Source organism: Serratia sp. K1WW1 (genome assembly GCF_055790865.1).
In genome coordinates, this window is the sequence record NZ_CM147697.1 from 3,549,365 (window position 1) to 3,570,114 (window position 20,750).

Here is a 20,750-nt window from a genome sequence, read left to right on the forward strand (position 1 = left end):
TATTTTGGATGCCAGCACGATCAATAGCTTGTTCATCATCGGTGCCGTGTTGGTGGGAGCAAGTATTCTGCTCAGTTCTTTCTCTTCACGCCTGGGTATTCCCATTCTGGTGATCTTCCTGGCGATAGGCATGCTGGCCGGTGTTGACGGCCTTGGTGGCATCGCCTTCGATAACTATCCCGCCGCCTATCTGGTCAGCAACCTGGCTTTGGCCGTGATCTTGCTCGACGGTGGGATGCGTACTCGCGTCAGTTCCTTCCGTGTCGCGCTGTGGCCCGCATTGTCTCTGGCCACCATCGGCGTACTGATCACCGCCGGTCTGACGGGCATGGCCGCCGCCTGGCTGTTTAACCTCGATTTGATCCAGGGGCTGCTGATCGGCGCCATTATTGGATCGACCGATGCGGCAGCGGTGTTTTCACTGTTGGGTGGCAAAGGGCTGAACGAGCGTGTCAGCGCGACGCTGGAAATTGAGTCCGGCAGCAACGATCCGATGGCGGTATTTTTAACCATCACCCTGATTGCCATGATTTCCGCTGGCGAAACCTCGCTAAGCTGGATGTTCATCGTCCATCTCTTGCAGCAGTTCGGCATGGGCATCGTGATTGGCCTGGGCGGAGGCTGGTTGCTGTTAACGCTGATCAATCACATCAAGCTAGCGGAAGGGTTGTATCCGCTGCTGGCGGTAAGCGGCGGCATCTTGATCTTTGCGTTGACCACGGCTCTGGATGGCAGCGGCATTCTGGCGGTCTATCTGTGCGGCCTGCTGCTGGGTAACCGCCCAATCCGTAACTACCACGGCATTGTGCAAACCTTCGACGGCCTGGCCTGGCTGAGCCAGATCGGCATGTTCCTGGTGCTGGGCCTGTTGCTTAACCCGCACGACCTGTTGCCTATCGCCATCCCTGCCCTGCTACTCTCGCTGTGGATGATCCTGTTTGCCCGCCCGATATCGGTGTTTATCGGCCTGCTGCCGTTTCGCAACTTCAACCTGCGCGAACGCATGTTTATCTCCTGGGTGGGGTTACGCGGCGCGGTGCCGGTGATCCTGGCGGTGTTTCCGATGATGGCCGGGCTACCTAATGCCAATCTGTTCTTTAACGTCGCGTTCTTTGTGGTGTTGGTTTCACTGCTGTTGCAGGGCACTTCGCTGTCCTTTGCCGCCAAAAAGGCCAAGGTGGTGGTGCCACCGGCATTAGCCCCGATCTCCCGCGTGGGGCTGGATGTCCATCAGGAAAACCAATGGGAGCAGTTTGTCTACCAGCTAAGCGCAGAAAACTGGTGCGTTGGCGCGGCGCTGCGCGAACTCAAGTTGCCACCGGAAACGCACATTGCCGCGCTGTTCCGCGGCAAAGAACTGTTACACCCTAGCGGCAGCACCCGCTTGCTGGAAGGCGATACCCTGTGCGTTATTGGCCATGAACACGATTTGCCTGCGTTGGGTAAACTGTTCAGCCAGGCACCTACGGTTACGCTGGATGAGCGCTTCTTCGGTGATTTCATTCTGCAATCTGATGCGCGCCTGAGTGATATCTCTCAGGTCTACGGCCTGAATCTGCAAGACGGTGTGGACGATCAGCAAACGCTCGGCCAGTTCGTCACCCGGTTAATCGGGGGCGAAGCCGTGGTGGGGGATCAGGTCGAATGGGATGGTTTGACCTGGACTATCGCGGAGATGGACGCTAATCAAATCAGCAAGATAGGCGTCAAGATCGTCACCGATTAACCCGTTAATCTCCATTAACCATTCCGTTGCGGGAACTAATCCGGCCCGGAAAACTCTTAATGACAGTCATTAATGCCCACCCCAACGTTGAGGTGGGCCGTTTGCGGCACATCAACCGCCGGATAAGATCTTGAGCAGCAAAACGAAGTTCTTTTCAGCCTTGACCGTCATCGCTTTGAGCGTTGCCTTACTGGATTTGGGTATCGCCGATTTGGTCCATCGAATACTACTTGGATGATGTAACCTGATGCAAAAACAACAAGAGAAAGATTTACTGGGAAAGGTGCTGCTGACCGTTTCTGCCCTGTGCCTCGTCACCGTGGCCGGGCTATTGATCTGGGGTTTTGTGCTGGATTGAGGCAATGTCTGGCGAGCGGGCATAAAAAAACCGCCGCAGCGGTTTTTTTGGCAATTTGATCAGATTTTGCAGCCTTCGCAGTCTTCTTCATCCTCAAGAATTTCAGGAACTTCCCTAGCCTTCAGTGCCGCATTTTTTTCCGCTTTGGCTAATTCATCATCAATGTCAAAATCAAAAATATCATCACTCATCGCTATTTCCTAAGAATAGTCTCATAACCAACAACTATTATAACCCACCTCGACACCGGCGCAACCTATTCAGCTCAACACGGCCTGCGGCGCTGACGGGGTGGCTAACCTTTTGGCATAGGCCAGATCGTAAACGTCATAGAAATCAATCTCGCCCTTGTTGGCGATAATTTCCTGCATACGGGTTTTCAACACCGAGCTCACCGTAGGTTCATGCAACAGTGCCTGGATGGCCTGTGGCGACAGTGCGCGCGTAAAGTACCATTCCCCATTGTAACAAACACGCAGATCCAGCACGCCGATGTCCTCAAAGCGGTAAACCGGTTTGATTTCAATCAGCAGCATGGCAAACATAAACAGCACAAAGGCAGTAAAACCCAGGAACGAATACAGCCCCATATAGGGCACCGGGTACATCACCGCGATCACTGCAAAATAGCCAGCGAACATGGCAAAACACAGCCAACGGTGGGTACGCGCAAACTCGCTGTTGAAGCGCGGCTTACCGTCACGCCCTTCCCGCCGGTTAATCTGTTCTATTTCTGCAACCAGGATGTTCTTAATCGTATCCATCGCCATACCTTAATGCCTCAGCGCATCGTGACTATCACCAATCTCAGCCCAAGCTATCACAATGACAGTTTATTGAGGTAGATCAATTCCTGCATTATTCGCCGCAAACTGTTATAGGATCAGCGTGACTGTGATGCCCTTCCCTGCCCCTGCGCGACCATAAACATACGCTGTGCAACATCATCCGCCTGCTTGATTTTACGTTTCTGCGGTTCGTCACAGCGATGCGCAGCGCGTACATAGGCGATTTCATGTGCCTGATCGATCATTGAAATCACCTTGTCGCACGCTGTTTTATCCATATTACCCAAAATGGTGGTGATGATTGCCTGGTAGGCATTGGAGGCCGCAGTGAGTGCCTGTTCACGGGCTTCCAATGCCTCTATACGCTGCAAAAGCACTTGAAGCAGTTCGGTATCAGACATATCCACCTCCACTCACCAGGCAACGCTGCCTGTAATAAGTGTAGCAAGGGTTGCGCTATCATGATGGGTTTCAATATGTTGCTACTGGGATAGAATAACGGCACATCCTCTGGAACCTTCAATACCTATAACAAGGAGCTTCACATGCCATCAAAACGTTATCGTTCAATCCCGTTGCTTGCCGCGCTGTTGCTTTGCGCCTGCTCCGCCTCACAAAGCAGCGTTGAAAGACACGCTCGCCATGCCACTTATCAGTTGGCGAATGCACATTTCGATCCCAACACGCAGACCAATATCTCGAAGTCAGCTAAAGCCGCCATCCCATTCTTTGAGCAGTTTTACCAGGCAGGAAAAAAAGATCGCCAGGATGGACTGACCCGCGAACAGGCACAGCAAAAGGTGAATGGGTTCCGCAGCCCTGATTTTTTACCTGAGTCAGAGCAAAAGGCGACGATTTATAATCAATCCTATACGGCTGACTCGCCGAAAAAACAGCGCGAGATCCTGCTTGAAAATGCTATCGCCACTTACTGGGATGGCTATGACGGCAAGTCTTAACCAGACGACCAGCTAACAGCCCCTGCTCTTGCGTCTGTGTGGGGGCCATAACTCTGTATCATTCCTGTACTGTTCGGGGACATCGTAGACAGGTGTTCGGGGACATACTGAACACTTTTTAACACCCTTTGTTGATGAAAATCCGCCCATCCCTCAGACAATCCTGCCGTAAAAGTCACTGAAAAACGTAACATTTTTTACTCGGTTTGATTCAAACACCAGATAACGCTAAGCTATATGACAAGAAAAACTAATCCTAAGGATGACATTTTTTGTTTAAAACCCTATTTATTGTGATGAGACTCTCAGAAAAAAACCACGAGGACGATCTTCAAAACAGAGGTAACATTAGCCTGACTGATATCTTGACCAATAAAAATGAGCGGGCCGACGAACTCGCCGACGATCAATTTTGCATGGGATGATTTATGAAGCTAAGAAAAAAAAAGCATAAACCACTACAGATTAATGACATCACTATTATTGATGACAGCAAGTTAAAGAAAGCCATTACCGCCGCCGCATTAGGCAACGCCATGGAATGGTTTGACTTCGGTGTTTACGGCTTTGTCGCCTACGCACTTGGCCAGGTGTTCTTCCCTGGCGCCTCGCCTGGCGTGCAAATGATTGCCGCTCTGGCCACCTTCTCGGTTCCTTTCCTGGTACGTCCTTTGGGCGGTGTCTTCTTCGGTGCCATGGGCGATAAATTCGGCCGCCAGAAAGTGTTATCCGTTACCATCATTATTATGGCGATCAGTACCTTCTGTATCGGCCTGATCCCGTCCCACGCCTCGATTGGCATCTGGGCCCCTATCCTTCTGTTGCTGGCCAAACTGGCACAGGGCTTCTCCGTCGGTGGGGAGTATTCTGGCGCAGCCATCTTTGTGGCCGAGTATTCACCGGACCGTAAACGCGGATTTATGGGCAGTTGGCTCGACTTTGGCTCCATCGCCGGCTTCGTATTAGGGGCAGGTGTGGTGGTACTTATCTCCAGCATCGTGGGTGAGGCCAACTTCCTCGACTGGGGCTGGCGTATTCCGTTCTTCCTGGCAGCACCGCTGGGTATAATTGGCCTGTATTTGCGCCACGCCTTGGAAGAAACGCCAGCGTTCCAGCAGCATATGGACAAAATGGAACAGAACGATCGTGCGGCAATTGAGAACCCGCCGAAAACCTCGTTCAAAGAGATCGCTACCAAGCACTGGAGAAGCCTGCTGGTGTGCGTAGGTATCGTGATCTCGACCAACGTAACCTACTACATGCTGCTGACCTACATGCCAAGCTACCTGTCGCATAACCTGCACTATTCTGAAGACCATGGTGTGCTGATTATCATTGCCATCATGCTAGGTATGTTGTTCGTCCAGCCACTGGTCGGCATGACCAGCGACCGCATTGGCCGCCGACCCTTCATCATTGGCGGTAGCCTCGGTCTGCTGGTACTGGCCATCCCTAGCTTTATCTTGATCAACAGTAACGTTATTGGCCTGATTTTTGTTGGCCTGTTGATACTGGCCGTGTTGCTCAACTCCTTTATCGGGGTAATGGCCTCCATTCTGCCTGCGATGTTCCCTACCCACATCCGTTACAGCGCGCTGGCGATTTCATTCAATATCTCGGTACTGGTTGCGGGTGTCACACCAACGCTGGCCGCCTGGCTGGTCGAAACCACCGGTAACCTGTATATGCCAGCCTATTATCTGATGGTAGTGGCAGCGATTGGTCTGGTTACCGGCCTGTATATGAAAGAAACGGCCAACAAGCCGCTGCGCGGTGCTGCTCCTGCCGCCTCTGACCGTTCAGAAGCCAAAGAGCTGCTGCAGGAAACTTACGATAATATCGAGCAGAAAGTCGAAGATATCAGCCAGCAAATCGCCGATTTGGAGAAGAAAAAGCAAACGCTGATCGACCAGCATCCAAAACTGGATTAATTCTCCACGGTGAACAAACAGGCCGGAGCTCGTTAGCGTAACGACTCTGGCCTTTTTATTACTCTCAATGGACGCTGCATGAAGCCGGTCAAGATGTTGTCAGCGGCCTCGTTCTGTTTGCTTCCCCCCACGAACATGCTAACTTGCCATGACTATTCAGGAAGGCCGTAGTTATCAGGTTCGGATACCTCATTGCTCTGCGCCCCTTAACTTCACCAGTAATAATCAAGGGGGTGCCCTTGCCCGCCCGGCTTTTCAATCCCGTCGCCATGTACCAAGGGTTGCCAAACGACGTCTATTTTATTGCCTTAGCCAGGTTTGTTCTTGGCCTTGGTAATTTCATCATACCGTTCATGGTTCTGCTGCTAACGCAAAAACTAGGCTATTCAACAACCCTTGCAGGTGGCCTGGCGATGGGAGTCACAGGATCCTATCTTTTGGGGAATCTGGTCGGCGGCAAGATGTCCGATAGTTTTGGCCATAAGAACATGATGATTTGGGGAGAGATCGCCGGTTCGATAATCTTGGTCGTGAGTGGTTTCTTTACCGATTGGCACACCCTGCTGCCCGCGTTGCTTTTTGTCAGCTACTTCTTTTTTGGTGTAGCCCTCCCGGCAAGTAATGCCCTTGTCGCCGACCTATCTACCCCTGCCAATCGCAATGCTGTGATGTCGTTAAGCTATCTTGCCTACAATCTGGGCTCTGGCGTTGGCCCGGTACTGGCTGGCTATCTTTTCTGGAACTACACCGCCTGGATTTTTTGGGGCAATGGCCTCGCTGGCCTGATAGGCGTAGTCATCGTTTTATTGTATGTAGCCAATCCTGCCGACAATCGGGCAACAAACTATCGGGAACACTCCGAACTGGAAACAGCCACAGAAGCTTCGGTATGGCAGGTGTTCAAGCAAAGGCCTAGGCTGCTGGTATTCGGCGTGTTGTGTATGCTGCTGTGGTTTTCGTTAAACCAAATGACCATGACTACCCCACTCTACCTTAGCCATATTTTTGGCCAACAAGGGCCGGTCTTGTTTGGCCAGTTAATGACCTCCGCCAGCATTTTGGTAGTGGTGATGACACCGCTGATTATCAGAATGACCATCAACATCTGCGACATTAAAAGCCTGGCCATTTCCGCGTTTGCGTTAGCGTTGGGATATGGCATTACCCTGCTATCCCCTCTGGTTGCCATGCAGTTTATTGCCTGGTTTTTCCTTACCATCGGCGAGATCTTGCTCGTCACCAAGGAGGGCATTTATTTAGCCAATAACTCCCCACGCAGCCATCGTGGGCGCATCAGCGGAATAATCACCACCATTCGGAGCCTGGGCCTGATGCCCACGTATATCTTGATGGGGGCGTATATACAAAGCTATGGCTACCAGGACGCCTGGACATTAATCATTGGTATCTCATTGCTTACGGGAGGGATGTTAGTGGCCCTTTCGGCCCAGCAGAGAAAGGTTGGCGAGAAATCATTAGAACAGACCTGACTCACAGACGTTAGCTGGCCAAGGAGACTTGGCCATACTGATAACGTTAGGAAGTCTTAACGCCACTTGCCGATGGTTTTACCGTCACGATAAAAATACCCGCCATAATGACCAGCAGGCCAATACCCAGCGTGAGAGTCAATTGCTCCCCCAGGAAGACAACGGACATCAGTAAGCCTATCACCGGCACCCCGAGCATCGCCGTTGACATGCTGGTGCTCGACAACCACATGCTGGCGGCATTCACCGCAACAAAGCAGAACGCAGTCGCCAGCGGCCCCATAAACAGCAGTATTTCGATTAACGATGTAGAACCATCGCCGGTATATGGCCCTTCGAAGACCCGAGCCATCAGTGCTAACGGTACGCTTGCCAACAGCATCTGCCAGGGAGCAAGCTCATACGCGCTGCACACCCCTTTATGATAACGCAGGTGCAAAATACACATCGCCCAGGCAAATGAGGCCGTAAGCAACATCAGGTTCGCCACGATGAGGACCTTATCACCCCAGTTAAACGTAAACGGGTTGAACAGCACAATTACCCCGACACCACCCAGCAACGATCCCATCAGTTGCCGACGTGAAAGCGACTGCCGGAAAAACAGCACTGCGATAGGCGTGACCCAGAGCGGCGTAGTGTAAGCCAGGATAGCGGATCGGCCAGCTGGCACTTCGGTCATGGCAAAGGCACCGAGCACGGTAAATGTCAGCATTTGCAGCAGCCCTACGCTCATCACCAATGGCCAATCCTTGCGTGGCGGGAATCGCAGCTTTTTGGTCAATATCTGTAGAGCAAACAGGCACAGCGCACCACTGACAAATCGGGTGGTAGAAAGCCAAATCGGCGTCATATGAGAAAGCCCAGCCTTCATCACCGGCCAGTTCGCCCCCCAAATCACAATGGCCCCAACCAGCAGCAGGACGCCCTTGATTTTCACGCTATCGGGCGCGTAGCTCGACACGTTTGGCGAGCCGGTTAAGTATTTACCCTCAGTATCCACAGCGGTTTCTCATCCATTCATTCAATATGCTAATTTTATCTGGATAACCGGGGAAACTTTCTCTTATTATGTTTATCAAATCGGTTTTTATGAGTCATTTTAACCTCATAAATCATATTTTAAGGGTAAATTTTCTCACATGAAGAAGCTTGATCGCACAGACGTCGCCATTCTGAACTCTATGCAGACGAACTCGCGGATCACCAATGCGGAGCTTGCCCGTTCGGTCAATCTGTCCCCAACACCCTGCTTCAACCGTGTAAAAGCCATGGAGGAGTTGGGCATCATCAGGGGGCAAGTGACCTTGCTGGAACCGGCGGTGCTAGGGCTCCATGTGAACGTATTTATTCAGGTGAGTTTGGAAAAGCAGGTAGAAGGTGCGCTCAGTAACTTTGAGCAAGCCATCGATCAGCGCCCAGAAGTGATGGAGTGTTACCTGATGACGGGCGATGCGGATTATCTGCTGCGGGTATTGGTGCCCGATATCCGCGCGCTTGAGCGTTTTATTCTGGATCATCTGACCAAGATCCCGGGCGTAGCCAACATCCGCTCCAGCTTTGCCCTCAAGCAGGTGCGCTATAAAACGGCGCTGCCGCTACCGGCAGAAGGCATCAGCATAGTCTTGACAAAATAGCCGTTTGATCACGAGTCACGCATGAGCTGACAAACTTCAACCTTAAATAAACTGCGCAGAAACGGGCGCCTCCGCGCATAGAAGGATTATTTTTTCTTGGCTGTAGTCGGGTTTGGTTTGGCTTTCTTTGGCTTGGCAACAACGTCTGCAGTAACGGTTGACTCTTTAACTGCAGGAGCCGATGTCTTGGCTCTCGCTTTTACCGCTACCGGGGCCTTGTCAGCATTGCTTTTTGCTTTGGCCGCAACCACAGCTGGTTTACTCGGCGCTGTCACCGCCTTCACCTCCGCGGCTGGAGACTCAATACCATTCTCCTTGGCCACAACGGCAGCGGGTTCAGCAGCCAATGCCTTATACTTTTCCACCAGGTTTTGATAGGTATTTAACGCTTTGATGCCATTAAAGGAGTTATCAATTTTCCCCGCGCGGATCAACTCGATAACCACTTGCTGCGCCGCTAACTCTGGGTGTTTCGCCGGATTAATAATCTCAATTTCAAATTCCATCGTCATCTCCTGACTGAATAGCCGAGCTTGGCAGCATACCATTTACCGCTGACAACGAAATCGCGCTGAATCCATTCAATTTATAAAAAACTGGCATTCATCGGTTGGCCTGCCGAAAAATGCCCATCACGCGAGTGATGAGCACCGTTGTAGCAGCACAGAGGAATAGTTATCCGGTATGTACCCCAAACAGTTTTGGCAGGAACAGGGAGATGGCCGGAATGTAGGTGATCACCATCAACACCAGGAAGAGCACCGCATAGAATGGCAGCATCGCCTTCACCACCTGCTCGATTTTCTGCTTGCTCACCGCACTGGCCACAAACAGCACGGATCCCACCGGCGGCGTGATCAGGCCAATCCCCAGGTTAACCAACATGATCATGCCAAAGTGTACCGGGTCAATACCCAAGGAATTGGTCACGGGCAACAGTACCGGCGTGAGGATCAGGATTAACGGTGCCATGTCCATCAGAGTGCCAATCAACAGCAGCATGATGTTGATGCACATCAGGATCACATATTTGTTATCTGAAATGGAGGTGAACATCTCGGTAATACGCGCAGGCAGCTGCATGTAGGTCATGATACCGCCGAACGCCGCCGCAAAACCGATCAGGATCATCACGATGGTGACCGTTTTTACCGTGCGGTACATCAGTTTCGGCAGTTCCGACCATTTGTAGTCGCGATAAATAAACATGGTGACGAAGAACGACCACAGGCAGGCGATTGCAGCTGATTCAGTGGCGGTAAAGATGCCTGAGAGGATCCCCCCCATGATAATGACGACGGTCATTAATCCCCACAGCGTATCAACGAAAATTTTCACCGCCTGGCGGAAAGGAATTTTTTCGCCTTTCGGGTAACCCCGTTTATGGGCAAAGCAAACGCACATCACCATCAGGCTAAAGCTGAGTAGCAACCCAGGCAAAATTCCGGCGATGAACAGCGCAGCAATCGAGACCGTTCCCCCTGTCGCCAGTGAATAAATTACCGAGTTGTGGCTCGGTGGGGTCAAAATGGCTTGCACCGAACCACTGGCCGTTACCGCTGCGGCAAAATCGCGTGGATAGCCTTTCTTGTCCATTTCCGGGATCATCACTGAACCGATAGAGGCGGTATCCGCAACGGAAGAACCAGAGATCGCCCCAAAGAACGTTGATGCCACAATATTGACCAGGGAAAGGCCACCGCGAATAAACCCGACAAAGATATAGGCAAAGTTAACCAACCGCCGGGCTATTCCCCCTTCGGCCATGATCGCCCCTGCCAGGATAAAGAAAGGGATGGCGAGCAATGAGAACTTGTTTACGCCATTGGTTAACTGGATCATCACCGCTTCAAGCGGGATATCGATCCACAAAGCCCCCACGATAGCACTGATACCTACGGCATAGGCAACGGGCACGCCGATAGCCAACATTACGGCTAACGAAGCAACTAATATGAAAGCATCCATGTAATGGCTCCTGGATAGTCTGCTGTATTAACTCTCTGCTGACCCCAACATCACAACCGGGCGCTGCTGTTGAGAACCAAAAAGTATCCGTTCAACAATAAAGAGTATCGTTACCGCCGATCCGATGGGCAGTGGCAAGTAGGTTTCCCCAGCAGTAAGCAGAGGGAATTCCGCCACGGGTTGTTCCCACAGCTCCCGGCACAATGCATAGCTGTAAACCAGAATAAACACGCTGATCGCCAACATCATCAGGTCAGTCAACAAGGCACTGGCTTTTTGTAAATGAGGGGGGAGCCGGTCTGTTACCATGGATACGGCAATATGCGAGCCAGCACGGTAGCTCACCGCTGCCCCAATAAAGGTAAAGGTCACCATACACATAATGGCGACGGGTTCAGGCCAGGATAACGCGCTATTCAATATATAACGCGCAAAGATGCCAACAGGAATTACCGATACCATGAGTAACAGAGCTATCCCTGAGACCCACATAGAAATGCGATAAATAACATCCATGAGTAACGAATAGTATCGTCCCATAATAATATTACCTATATGAAGAGGTCGCCTGCCTGAGCGCCGTAATACCAACCGCTCTGGGCGAGAAGAGTACAATTCCCCTCGCCCTCTCGCCGAGATTAGCCCTTGGTACGACGCTCTAAAGAAAGTTACTGTACGTCTGCAATGCGTTGGAGCAGCTCTTCGTGGCCCTTACCGAATTCATCACGCACGGATTGGGTCGCTTTGTAGTAATAATCGGTATCGATATCATGGAATTGCACCCCACCCGCCTTCATCACGTCCAGGGATTTCTGGTTATACTCCTTCCACAGTTCACGCTGCTCAGCCTGGGCTTCTTTGGCTAGCTGGATGAGCAAAGTCTGATCTTCCTTGCTTAACTTATCCCACTTGGTTTTCGAGAACAGGAACACTTCAGGAATAATCGAGTGGCGGCTGTAGGTATAGTTTTTCGCTACCGGCAAATAGTTATGGGCAACAAAAGTAGGCGGGTTATTCTCAGTGCCGTCAACTACGCCGGTCTGCATACCGCTGAAGACTTCACTAACCCCCATCACCACCGCGTTGGCCCCCATGGCTTTCAGCGTGGCCAAGGCGACCGGGCTTGGCTGAACACGGATCTTCATGCCCTGCAGTTCTTCGGGTTTAGTCACCGGGCTTTTGGTGATGAGGTTACGCGTACCGCTATCCATCCACCCCAGGAAGACCATCCGCGATTTTGGGCTGTTCGACAAACGGTCGCCAATATCTTGGCCAACCGCACCATCGAGGACTTTATGCATATGATCTTCATCACGGAATATGTAGGGCAGTGTGAACATGTTGACATCAGGTAGTATTGCCCCAACCGGCGTCATTGAGACGCGAATAATATCAATGGCCCCGATCTGTGCCTGTTCGATGATCTGTTTTTCATCACCCAACACCCCACCAGGGAAGGTTTTGATCTCCAGACGGCCATTGGTGGCGGCTTTTAATTTTTCCCCCATGTGCTGAATCGCTACGACGTTGGGATACCCTTCCGGGTGCACATCGGCAGCCTTAAACGTTTGGGCCAAGGCCGAATGGTGACTCAACAGCGTGGCAGATGTCAGGCAAATGCCGAGTAGAACTTTGGACAATTTCATCGGTATATCTCCCGGAGCAATAATTCTAATTGATTGTTGTTATGGCTAGATAACGTGAAGATTGACGTTGTTAAGCGGCTTCCCTGCAGCAAGCACTTTGATAAAACAGCAATGAAACACATCGTTACAATAGAAACACCGTAACTTATCACATAGGTTTTTAAGTTGAGCCTAATCACAAAAATGCATAAAAATGAAATAATGCCCTTATTTTATAAATAACTCTATATAACAACATTGAAGACAGGCCTGGTTAGGTTATTACTCGGTTAAATGTGATATTTTTAAAGATTCACCATGAAAAAACGAGGACATCACACCACCAACAAACCTACCTATAGCATTGAAAATTAACTTAAAATAATGACAATCGAGATGACAGCCGCAGAATAATTGAAGACTGAAAAATTAAACATACAACCCTCTGCAGCAAGATTATTAATCTAATTTATAATTAGATTGTTATAATAAATTCTGTTCAAACCCCTGATCATGGTGACAAGTTGGTTGATGAAAATGAATGTGCTGATTACTTTTTTGTTTTGTGATCGAGCGGAAGATGTCACATAGGTTTTTGCTTTGGTCTGACCAAAGTCAGGATAGGAGAGGACGCTTGCTTCGTTCCTTGTCGAATCGCACTAATGGCTGTGGGCTGCTAGATTTAGCAAAGTGCTCTCTTTCTTGACGGCATAACTCGGCTCACTTTTGGAGTAACTGCAATGTCGAAAAATGCAGCTCTTATGCTGACACTTACCCTACTTGGCATCGCCCCGGCCCACGCCATCAACGCAAAATTTGCCCAGCAGCTGGAACGTTCCGGCTGCACCCAAGTAACCGAGGCCCAAGGGTGTGACATTCATAAAACCAAGGCCGAGAATGCCAAGGCCGGTTTTGGAGCCGTCCCCGCTGATGACCCCCGTGCCAGCCCATATGCCGGTGAGTGGGTAGCAACTTTTCCAGAGACTGGTACCACGGTAGCGACGATCAGTATCGATGCCAAGGATCATGTCTTGGTCAACGGCAAACAGGCCAAAGCAAAAAAATCTGATGGCGCGCTGGTGTTCAGCAATGGTCACGTCACTTATACCATTCAAGGAGATCGGCGCCTCAAGGGGGAAGATGTCTGGGTGGATAATGAGGCAGGCAGTAAAGGAGTGATTAATGCCAAATAGAGCAAACGTGGAAAATAGTAGCCCGCAGATCGCAGAACTAGCGGCACCAGCAGCTCAGTACGTTAAAGGATCTTCTGGGTTTCCTTTAGCATTTTCAGCATGATTTTCCCTGAGTCAGGGGCCATTTTATACATACTTAATGCTTTCTTGCGGTAAATCCCACGATAAGTTTTTGCCAAGAGCGGGAGAGGTATGAGCACAAAAGGGATCATACCCGCACCAAACGCTGCCAAACCATACACCCAGTCCATTAGAGTAACGATCAGTAGAACAAAGCAGTAATGAGCGGCAAAACTTATACCAGCACATTTTTTTGCCCAGCCAGGTATAAACAACTGCGCAAAGATCTTGTCATTTCCAAACTCTTCCACAATGCTCCGGGCAGTAGCAAGCATGCCCGAAAACCAAAAACAGGGTAAGTAAGTGATGACCAATGAAAACACGACAATAATATCCCACTGACTCATGCTTACTTCCCTGTTTTTATGGTGTGAACTTTCAGTGTTATTAACATGAAGATGGGATAGTGGCAAGGATCAGCATAAAAAAGGTCGTAATATGAACCCATTATACTAGCCAATTCTTCTGCATTACACCTTCGAGGATGACGCCCAAGGCAAATCAAATGTTCCAGGTATCCGCACAGCTATCGAAGTATCCCGCTTTGCCGAGCAGCGTCGATTTGCGACCCTACTTTAGCAGCGATCTCAACCGCTTTTGTTACCACCTCTCCCGCGTTTAGTTTGGAACCTACGACCAATCGCCTCGCTACGCTGTCACAAAATTTTTCTAGCCCAGGGAAACTTTTCGCCATGAGTTCTCTCAGCGCTTTACTATCGCATTCATCGTCATTGAACTCGTCCTTCACCCAGATAAGGCTTAACGTGAATTTCGATTTTTCATCATCATTTTTGGTCTCACGAAAAATATTCAGATAAACAGGCCAATATCCATCTGAGCTTTGCATCAACGATTGCATCTCTGCCGTCGCAAATCTAAGCCATAAGCGCCCGTGCTCAATGTTTTCATAAGCAAGATCTGGTAATTGCTTACGCAAGCCGACCAAAACAGAGCCGATCCCTCGGGCTTGCACCAGGAGATCGCATAACTGGCGATTTTGTTGAATGAACAGCAGCAGTTCGCTTTCTGGCCCACTAAAGTGTTGTGGTTCCCACGCTGTTGGCCGTAGCTTTCTGTTTTCTTTGATCGCTTCCACCACAATCTCATGCTGGGAAGCTAATTCTGCTGCTAGCTCCGAAACGTGTTTTTCGTTCGGACCTTGCCATCCCGTCTGCTTTTGGCAGTATGCCATCAGCAATTGGGCGGCTTGGTTGTTACGCTCTATATGATGGCGAGCCCGATTTGCAGACGCCTCCAACCAGCTATAATCGAGCAAAGCCCACCTATTGCCTAACGACTTTAAATGCTCTTCGGTGTATTGTGATAAATCGCGATCTACCACCAAATAGGCGAAATCGTAATCTTTAAACACCTTGCGACTGGCAACCCGCTCGTTAACCGCCGAGTAATAGGCGCTCAGCTGCCCTTCCGTTAAAGAATCACCCGCCTTATTTTCTATGGTCACGACGATTCGATTGTTCGGATCAATCAAAAATAGGTCAAGGCGTCCCCTTTTATTGACCTCGCTAACTGTCAAACTGAATTCTCTAGAGATGAACGCAGAACCGAAGCTTGCTGTTCGTATACGGCCTGGTGTCCATTTCTTAAAGAACACCTTATTTGAAAACTTATTTGTCTGAGCGCCTGCATTGTAGGCAGCCACCAACAAGTCCTTCACCACTGCATCACCTTGCCCATGGCCTTCATTAGGATGGAGACACCAGGCGAGCATATCCGAGTGTTGCGTTTCAGACAGCGAGATAACGTCCAGAAAGTCGTCCGAAATCTTTACACACTCGACCAAGTCGACCAATCGATTATCAGAGAGAAATGAATACAGGTCCTGCGGTTCCATAGCTAATTGTCCATGAATAGTTGGCATTGCTGGAAACTCTTTGGGAGATTTCCGTAGTAGGAGTGAAGACAAAAAGTCGCAGGAGGCGCAGCTAGTGAGGTTGGGATATGCCGCCTGCGGCTTCTATCCTCCGAAAGCCTCTTCTGAAGAGGTTCCAAAGCGAATTTCAGGCACAAAAAAACCGCCTCTCGGCGGTACGACATTACTACATATTGCTTTGATTATTCTTAGTTTATTTTCCTGGTACCCGGGGCGGGACTTGAACCCGCACAGCCATAAGCCGAGGGATTTTAAATCCCTTGTGTCTACCGATTTCACCACCCGGGCTCGGGAAAATTGGAGGCGCGTTCCGGAGTCGAACCGGACTAGACGGATTTGCAATCCGCTACATAACCGCTTTGTTAACGCGCCTTAATTCTGTCTGCCTTTGCAGGCTAAAGCTCGCAATCACCAGCTTTACTAAATTTGGAGCGGGAAACGAGACTCGAACTCGCGACCCCGACCTTGGCAAGGTCGTGCTCTACCAACTGAGCTATTCCCGCATTAATCAGAACTTGCTGATTTTTTTAAATCTTTTGGCAACTCACCGCTGCCGTCTGATGCGATGCATTCTACTTATCTGGCGTGGTGAGTCAATAAAATTGTTGTCTCACCGGGTTCGTTTGCCGATTTTTACATCGCTTCGATCAAGGTTCCAGCAAATCGCGGCGTGCCGCGTTCAAATATTGGAACATTGACCAGAAGGTCAGCACGGCGGCGATGTACAGCAAGCCGAACGACAGATACTCCACCGTAGGCTCTGGCCGCCACAACAGGCCAACCAATGACATCATCTGTGCCATGGTTTTCACCTTGCCAATCCACGAAACCGCCACGCTGCTGCGCTTGCCGATTTCCGCCATCCATTCGCGCAACGACGAGATAATGATCTCGCGGGCAATCATGGTTGCCGCAGGCAGAGTGATCCACCAGGTGTGATAATGCTCTGCTACCAGCACCAGGGCCACCGCCACCATCACCTTATCGGCAACCGGGTCGAGGAACGCACCAAAGCGGGTTGTCTGCTTCCAGCGACGGGCTAAAAAGCCGTCAAACCAGTCGGTTACAGCAGCAAACACGAAAATGACCGCACAGAGCATCGGAGCCCAGACGAACGGCAGGTAAAACGCCAGGACGAAGAATGGGATCAAAACTACGCGGAACAGGGTAAGCCAAGTCGGTATATTCAATTGCATAATGCTGGTAACTATCTGGCTGGAGTGGAAATTAAGAGTATGTTGCTACATTGCCCTCAGTGTTTCAATGCATTGTAGATCTTTTCTGCCAATGCTTGTGAAATACCCGGCACTTTTGCAATTTCCTCAACGCTGGCGTTCAATAATGGTTGAAGTCCACCCATATACTTCAACAGCACCTGACGCCGTTTTGGCCCAACGCCGTCGATCAGTTCCAAGGCGCTGGTGTTTTTGACTTTCGCCCGTTTCTGGCGATGGCCGGTGATCGCATGGTTGTGTGAGTCATCACGAATATGCTGGATCACGTGCAATGCCGGCGAGTCCGAAGGTAGCGAAATCCCCTCCCCCTCAGGGACGAAGAACAACGTCTCCAGCCCGGCTTTGCGATCGCTGCCTTTGGCAATACCGATCAGCAACGGTTTGTTCTTGTCCCAGGACACGTTCAGCGAATTGAACACGTCAATCGCCATACCCAGTTGCCCTTTCCCGCCATCAATAAAGATGACGTCCGGGATCTTGCTCTCTTCCAGAGCTTTACCATAGCGCCGTTTCAGCACTTGCGCCATCGCGGCATAGTCATCACCCGGCGTGATGCCGGTAATATTGTAGCGCCGATACTCCGAGCGCAATGGACCGTTGCTGTCGAACACCACGCAGGAAGCCACTGTCTGCTCCCCCATGGTGTGGCTGATATCGAAACACTCCATCCGGTTTATTTCGGTCAGGTTCAGCGTTTTCGCCAGTTCCGCCAGCCGCTGATGAATAGTCGATTGCTGAGAAAGCTTGGTGACCAGCGCCGTTGAGGCGTTGGTACGCGCCAGCTTCAAGTAGCGGGCACGGTCGCCACGCGGCTTGCTCTGGATCTGGATCTTGCGGCCAGCCAGTTCGCTTAGCGAGCTAGCCAGCAGATCTTTTTCCGGTAACGTAAAGTCCAACAGGATCTCGGCTGGCAAAGTGCGCGCCTGGCTGCCTTGTAAATAGAACTGGCCCACAAAGGTTTGCACCACTTCACTCAATTCTGTACCACCCGGGACTTTCGGGAAGTAGCTGCGGCTGCCTAACACCTTACCCTGGCGAATAAACAGCACGTGTACGCAGGCCATACCCGCATCGAAAGCTACGCCGATCACGTCCAGATCGTCGCTGTCTCCTGAGACAAACTGCTTTTCCGTCACTCGCCGTACCGCCTGGATCTGATCGCGGATGCGCGCAGCCTCTTCAAAATTGAGCAGTTTGCTGGCGTTTTCCATCCGCGCAATCAACTGGTGCAATACCTGCTGATCCTTACCGGACAAAAACAGGCGAACATAGTCTACTTGCTGGCGGTAATCTTCCTCACTCACCAAACCGGCAACGCATGGCCCCAGACAACGGCCAATCTGATACTGCAGGCAAGGACGGGAGCGATTGCGGTAGACGCTGTTATCGCATTGACGTACGGGGAACAGTTTTTGCAACAGCGCCAGCGTTTCACGCACGGCGTAAGAATTGGGGAACGGACCAAAGTATTCACCTTTGGCATGCTTGGCACCACGGTGTACCGTAAGCCGTGGGTGGCTATCGGCACTCAAAAAAATCAGCGGATAGGATTTATCATCTCGCAACAGAACATTATATCGTGGCTGATACAGCTTGATATAATTATGTTCCAGCAGTAGCGCCTCGGTTTCCGTATGGGTAACGGTAACGTCAATTTGCGCGATATTTTTGACCAGCGTTTCCGTCTTGCGGCTACTGACCTGAGTGCGAAAATAGCTCGCGAGACGTTTTTTCAGGTCCTTGGCTTTACCCACATAGATCACCGTCCCCGTCAGATCATACATGCGATAAACGCCAGGCTGACTGGTTACGGTTTTAAGAAATGCCGGTGCATCAAAACGATCATTCACTGCTTAACAATGTCTCCGCGTTGAACAGCCCGTGTCTGATCGCCAGATGGGTCAGTTCAACATCCCCGCTGATATTCAGCTTGGTGAACATACGATAACGATAACTATTTACTGTTTTAGGGCTGAGATTCAGCTGTTCTGAAATCTCATTCACTTTCTTCCCTTTAGTGATCATCAACATAATTTGTAATTCACGCTCGGACAAGGTACTGAACGGATTTTCCGCCTGCGGCTCCAACTGGCTTAATGCCATTTGCTGGGCGATGTCCGAAGCGATGTAGCGCTGGCCAGCATGTACCGAACGGATCGCATTAATCACCTCTTGCGGTGCTGCGCCTTTGCTCAGATAGCCAGCCGCGCCCGCCTGCATCACCTTGGCAGGCAACGGATTCTCAGTATGAATAGTCAACATGATGACTTTGATATCTGGCGTGTAACGCACAATCTTACGGGTGGCTTCCAGCCCCCCAATACCCGGCATATTCATATCCATCAAAACGATATCGACAGTGTTGCCGCGGCACCATTTTACGGCATCTTCACCGCATTGTGCTTCACCAACAACTTTAATGCCTTTGATATCTTCAAGAATGCGTCGTATCCCTGCGCGCACCAGTTCGTGGTCATCAACAAGAAGAACGCTAATCAAGGAAAATTCTCCAAAATAAGGGAGTAACGCAATCAATCAGCCTCTGTCATCTAAACAGATATTACTTGGTTTTCAGCAAAGAATGAATACAGATTAATACTTACTCTCGGTTAACTATGGCCAGGTTTGTCGACCCCTGCGCCACCTTTGTTACGATTAAAGCACTGGCTAACGGATAAAAAACCATCAAGCCTATTAGGCTCAATACATTACCACCATGATACGCCATTTTACGCCTTCTGGCGGGAAAATTAATCGCTGTTTTCACAAAACCAGATAATAACCACCCTACCAATTATCACCCGTAACTATATGAATTACAAAAAAATAACAAAATTACGCCATTTTTAATCACGTACAAACCGCTGTAGGCAAACCCTTATTCAGAATACATAACCGCTGTAGACGGGGAAAAAGGTGACATTTCAAGAGAAAATAACCGGCCTAAATGTCAATAGCTTGCAGATGAAATAGTTATTCATCACGTCGAATTAAGCCAGTATTACTTTATAAAATCCACGTTATCTGAAAAGCACACATCCCGTAGCTAACTATAAATGAGTATGCAAAGGAATTACACCACTAGCGTGAAAAAATGCCCGGCCAACCTGCCCTCACGGGGCATTGTGCCCACGCCACGCGGCTTCACGCGATACGAACTGCCGATGCTGTGATATACTCAGCGCCCTAAATGAGGCACGGGATCTGCCTGGGTGAGTCGGCAGCGGGTTGTTGTGCATCAAACCACATTTCATATTTCACTTCAGGCTTACGCCTTAAAATTCAGGAGATAAAATGAGCAACGTTGACTTCACTACGTCTGCAAACCCGCAAGCGCTGGCCACCGAAGTTGCCTGCCTAAAAGCGACTTTGACGTTGATTTTAAAGGCAATTGGCCAGGCTGATGCCGGTAAAGTGATCATCAATCTGGAACGTTTTGCCGCTCAGGTAGATGATCCGGATCAGGCTGAAATCTTCAAGAACAGTATCCAGCAGATCAAGCACGCCTACCGCCAATAATCCATGCGCTATCAGGCCCCCGTTTGGGGTCTGATAACGGCTTGGCGATGATATTAGAGCCCCTCCTTAGCGGTTGAATGATAAGTTTCGTAACAGAATATTTTCTATCATTAACTTAACCAACATTCACTCTAGCGCATTAATCATTAGTTGAAAAAACAACAATAGGATTAGTCCCATTTAATCATTAATAATATTGTGGGATTTTTATTACCCCATTATTGTTCACGACGCGAATAAATAGCCCTATAGATTAGGAATTAACTTACCTTTCGCGCAGTATCTGCACGTGCATGCTGGCAAGCAT

General features: G+C 50.0%; 20 protein-coding genes and 3 tRNA genes. 7 read left to right on the plus strand and 16 right to left on the minus strand.

Going from position 1 to position 20,750, the window contains the following annotated elements; translation table 11 throughout:
• The first annotated feature begins 4 nt into the window (after positions 1-4).
• Entirely contained in the window at positions 5-1,726 is a 1,722-nt protein-coding gene (locus tag ACX9GU_RS16090; protein ID WP_473192200.1) for a potassium/proton antiporter, read from the plus strand.
• A 417-nt stretch (positions 1,727-2,143) separates the two neighbouring features.
• Here ACX9GU_RS16090 and ACX9GU_RS16095 read toward each other — a convergent pair whose 3' ends face one another.
• From ACX9GU_RS16095 to ACX9GU_RS16105, 3 genes are all read right to left on the minus strand, one after another.
• Complete coding sequence (locus tag ACX9GU_RS16095; protein WP_473192201.1) at positions 2,144-2,275, minus strand: hypothetical protein; 132 nt, start codon at positions 2,273-2,275, stop codon at positions 2,144-2,146.
• Between the two features lie 69 nt (positions 2,276-2,344).
• Complete coding sequence (locus tag ACX9GU_RS16100) at positions 2,345-2,848, minus strand: YlaC family protein (protein WP_473192202.1); 504 nt, start codon at positions 2,846-2,848, stop codon at positions 2,345-2,347.
• A 119-nt stretch (positions 2,849-2,967) separates the two neighbouring features.
• Positions 2,968-3,273, minus strand: a complete 306-nt coding sequence (locus tag ACX9GU_RS16105) for a hypothetical protein (protein WP_021804748.1) — start codon at positions 3,271-3,273, stop codon at positions 2,968-2,970.
• Positions 3,274-3,417: 144 nt separating this feature from the next.
• Here ACX9GU_RS16105 and ACX9GU_RS16110 point away from each other — a divergent pair, with 144 nt between their 5' ends.
• The 3 genes from ACX9GU_RS16110 to ACX9GU_RS16120 all read left to right on the plus strand — a co-directional run bounded on the left by ACX9GU_RS16110 (position 3,418) and on the right by ACX9GU_RS16120 (position 7,252).
• Positions 3,418-3,831, plus strand: coding sequence for an Exc2 family lipoprotein (locus ACX9GU_RS16110; protein ID WP_473192203.1), 414 nt, complete (start codon positions 3,418-3,420; stop codon positions 3,829-3,831).
• 428 nt (positions 3,832-4,259) lie between these two features.
• Positions 4,260-5,762 (plus strand): glycine betaine/L-proline transporter ProP, encoded by a 1,503-nt coding sequence (gene proP, locus ACX9GU_RS16115; RefSeq protein ID WP_059200539.1) that lies wholly within the window; start codon positions 4,260-4,262, stop codon positions 5,760-5,762.
• A 239-nt stretch (positions 5,763-6,001) separates the two neighbouring features.
• Positions 6,002-7,252 carry an MFS transporter gene (locus tag ACX9GU_RS16120; protein WP_473192204.1) on the plus strand — a complete coding sequence of 417 codons (1,251 nt, stop codon included), beginning with the start codon at positions 6,002-6,004 and terminating at the stop codon, positions 7,250-7,252.
• A 46-nt stretch (positions 7,253-7,298) separates the two neighbouring features.
• Here ACX9GU_RS16120 and ACX9GU_RS16125 read toward each other — a convergent pair whose 3' ends face one another.
• Positions 7,299-8,255 carry a DMT family transporter gene (locus ACX9GU_RS16125; protein ID WP_473192205.1) on the minus strand — a complete coding sequence of 319 codons (957 nt, stop codon included), beginning with the start codon at positions 8,253-8,255 and terminating at the stop codon, positions 7,299-7,301.
• Positions 8,256-8,394: 139 nt separating this feature from the next.
• Between ACX9GU_RS16125 and ACX9GU_RS16130 the strand changes: the two genes are divergently transcribed.
• Positions 8,395-8,889 (plus strand): Lrp/AsnC family transcriptional regulator, encoded by a 495-nt coding sequence (locus ACX9GU_RS16130; RefSeq protein ID WP_473192206.1) that lies wholly within the window; start codon positions 8,395-8,397, stop codon positions 8,887-8,889.
• A gap of 86 nt (positions 8,890-8,975) precedes the next feature.
• Here the strand turns inward: ACX9GU_RS16130 and ACX9GU_RS16135 are convergent, their stop codons facing one another.
• From ACX9GU_RS16135 to ACX9GU_RS16150, 4 genes are all read right to left on the minus strand, one after another.
• Positions 8,976-9,395, minus strand: coding sequence for a hypothetical protein (locus ACX9GU_RS16135; protein WP_473192207.1), 420 nt, complete (start codon positions 9,393-9,395; stop codon positions 8,976-8,978).
• 169 nt (positions 9,396-9,564) lie between these two features.
• Positions 9,565-10,857 carry a TRAP transporter large permease gene (locus tag ACX9GU_RS16140; RefSeq protein WP_071680536.1) on the minus strand — a complete coding sequence of 431 codons (1,293 nt, stop codon included), beginning with the start codon at positions 10,855-10,857 and terminating at the stop codon, positions 9,565-9,567.
• A gap of 27 nt (positions 10,858-10,884) precedes the next feature.
• Positions 10,885-11,397, minus strand: coding sequence for a TRAP transporter small permease (locus tag ACX9GU_RS16145; protein ID WP_411753591.1), 513 nt, complete (start codon positions 11,395-11,397; stop codon positions 10,885-10,887).
• Positions 11,398-11,525: 128 nt separating this feature from the next.
• The gene (locus ACX9GU_RS16150) at positions 11,526-12,503 is read right to left on the minus strand and encodes a TRAP transporter substrate-binding protein (RefSeq protein WP_473192208.1); all 978 of its coding nucleotides are present in this window, start codon (positions 12,501-12,503) and stop codon (positions 11,526-11,528) included.
• 719 nt (positions 12,504-13,222) lie between these two features.
• On the opposite strand from ACX9GU_RS16150, the gene ACX9GU_RS16155 reads away from it, so the two are divergent.
• Positions 13,223-13,675, plus strand: a complete 453-nt coding sequence (locus ACX9GU_RS16155; protein WP_473192209.1) for a hypothetical protein — start codon at positions 13,223-13,225, stop codon at positions 13,673-13,675.
• 62 nt (positions 13,676-13,737) lie between these two features.
• Here the strand turns inward: ACX9GU_RS16155 and ACX9GU_RS16160 are convergent, their stop codons facing one another.
• From ACX9GU_RS16160 to uvrY, 8 genes are all read right to left on the minus strand, one after another.
• A complete protein-coding gene (locus ACX9GU_RS16160) occupies positions 13,738-14,142 on the minus strand; it encodes a hypothetical protein (protein WP_473192210.1) in 405 nt (134 codons plus the stop codon).
• A 179-nt stretch (positions 14,143-14,321) separates the two neighbouring features.
• A complete protein-coding gene (locus ACX9GU_RS16165) occupies positions 14,322-15,677 on the minus strand; it encodes a PDDEXK-like family protein (RefSeq protein ID WP_473192211.1) in 1,356 nt (451 codons plus the stop codon).
• A gap of 214 nt (positions 15,678-15,891) precedes the next feature.
• A tRNA-Leu gene (locus tag ACX9GU_RS16170) sits at positions 15,892-15,977 on the minus strand.
• Positions 15,978-15,987: 10 nt separating this feature from the next.
• Positions 15,988-16,061, minus strand: a tRNA-Cys gene (locus tag ACX9GU_RS16175).
• 55 nt (positions 16,062-16,116) lie between these two features.
• A tRNA-Gly gene (locus ACX9GU_RS16180) sits at positions 16,117-16,192 on the minus strand.
• A 144-nt stretch (positions 16,193-16,336) separates the two neighbouring features.
• Positions 16,337-16,885 (minus strand): CDP-diacylglycerol--glycerol-3-phosphate 3-phosphatidyltransferase, encoded by a 549-nt coding sequence (gene pgsA / locus ACX9GU_RS16185; protein WP_021804755.1) that lies wholly within the window; start codon positions 16,883-16,885, stop codon positions 16,337-16,339.
• Positions 16,886-16,941: 56 nt separating this feature from the next.
• Positions 16,942-18,774 carry an excinuclease ABC subunit UvrC gene (gene uvrC, locus ACX9GU_RS16190; RefSeq protein ID WP_473192212.1) on the minus strand — a complete coding sequence of 611 codons (1,833 nt, stop codon included), beginning with the start codon at positions 18,772-18,774 and terminating at the stop codon, positions 16,942-16,944.
• On the minus strand, positions 18,767-19,423 hold the full coding sequence (gene uvrY / locus ACX9GU_RS16195) for a UvrY/SirA/GacA family response regulator transcription factor (protein WP_021178351.1): 657 nt from the start codon (positions 19,421-19,423) through the stop codon (positions 18,767-18,769). Before uvrY ends, uvrC begins: the two co-directional genes overlap by 8 nt.
• Positions 19,424-20,218: 795 nt before the next feature.
• Between uvrY and ACX9GU_RS16200 the strand changes: the two genes are divergently transcribed.
• On the plus strand, positions 20,219-20,443 hold the full coding sequence (locus ACX9GU_RS16200) for a DUF2594 family protein (RefSeq protein WP_021178352.1): 225 nt from the start codon (positions 20,219-20,221) through the stop codon (positions 20,441-20,443).
• The last annotated feature ends 307 nt before the right edge of the window (positions 20,444-20,750 follow it).

What these genes read in the sequence shown, in the direction of transcription:
- ACX9GU_RS16105 (WP_021804748.1), bottom strand. Translation starts at nt 3,273, where the DNA reads ATGTCTGATACCGAACTGCTTCAAGTGCTTTTGCAGCGTATAGAGGCA.
- ACX9GU_RS16200 (WP_021178352.1), top strand. Translation starts at nt 20,219, where the DNA reads ATGAGCAACGTTGACTTCACTACGTCTGCAAACCCGCAAGCGCTGGCC.
- ACX9GU_RS16150 (WP_473192208.1), bottom strand. Translation starts at nt 12,503, where the DNA reads ATGAAATTGTCCAAAGTTCTACTCGGCATTTGCCTGACATCTGCCACG.
- ACX9GU_RS16135 (WP_473192207.1), bottom strand. Translation starts at nt 9,395, where the DNA reads ATGGAATTTGAAATTGAGATTATTAATCCGGCGAAACACCCAGAGTTA.
- ACX9GU_RS16130 (WP_473192206.1), top strand. Translation starts at nt 8,395, where the DNA reads ATGAAGAAGCTTGATCGCACAGACGTCGCCATTCTGAACTCTATGCAG.
- ACX9GU_RS16145 (WP_411753591.1), bottom strand. Translation starts at nt 11,397, where the DNA reads ATGGGACGATACTATTCGTTACTCATGGATGTTATTTATCGCATTTCT.
- ACX9GU_RS16160 (WP_473192210.1), bottom strand. Translation starts at nt 14,142, where the DNA reads ATGAGTCAGTGGGATATTATTGTCGTGTTTTCATTGGTCATCACTTAC.
- ACX9GU_RS16095 (WP_473192201.1), bottom strand. Translation starts at nt 2,275, where the DNA reads ATGAGTGATGATATTTTTGATTTTGACATTGATGATGAATTAGCCAAA.
- pgsA (WP_021804755.1), bottom strand. Translation starts at nt 16,885, where the DNA reads ATGCAATTGAATATACCGACTTGGCTTACCCTGTTCCGCGTAGTTTTG.
- ACX9GU_RS16100 (WP_473192202.1), bottom strand. Translation starts at nt 2,848, where the DNA reads ATGGATACGATTAAGAACATCCTGGTTGCAGAAATAGAACAGATTAAC.
- ACX9GU_RS16110 (WP_473192203.1), top strand. Translation starts at nt 3,418, where the DNA reads ATGCCATCAAAACGTTATCGTTCAATCCCGTTGCTTGCCGCGCTGTTG.
- ACX9GU_RS16140 (WP_071680536.1), bottom strand. Translation starts at nt 10,857, where the DNA reads ATGGATGCTTTCATATTAGTTGCTTCGTTAGCCGTAATGTTGGCTATC.
- ACX9GU_RS16155 (WP_473192209.1), top strand. Translation starts at nt 13,223, where the DNA reads ATGTCGAAAAATGCAGCTCTTATGCTGACACTTACCCTACTTGGCATC.
- proP (WP_059200539.1), top strand. Translation starts at nt 4,260, where the DNA reads ATGAAGCTAAGAAAAAAAAAGCATAAACCACTACAGATTAATGACATC.
- ACX9GU_RS16165 (WP_473192211.1), bottom strand. Translation starts at nt 15,677, where the DNA reads ATGCCAACTATTCATGGACAATTAGCTATGGAACCGCAGGACCTGTAT.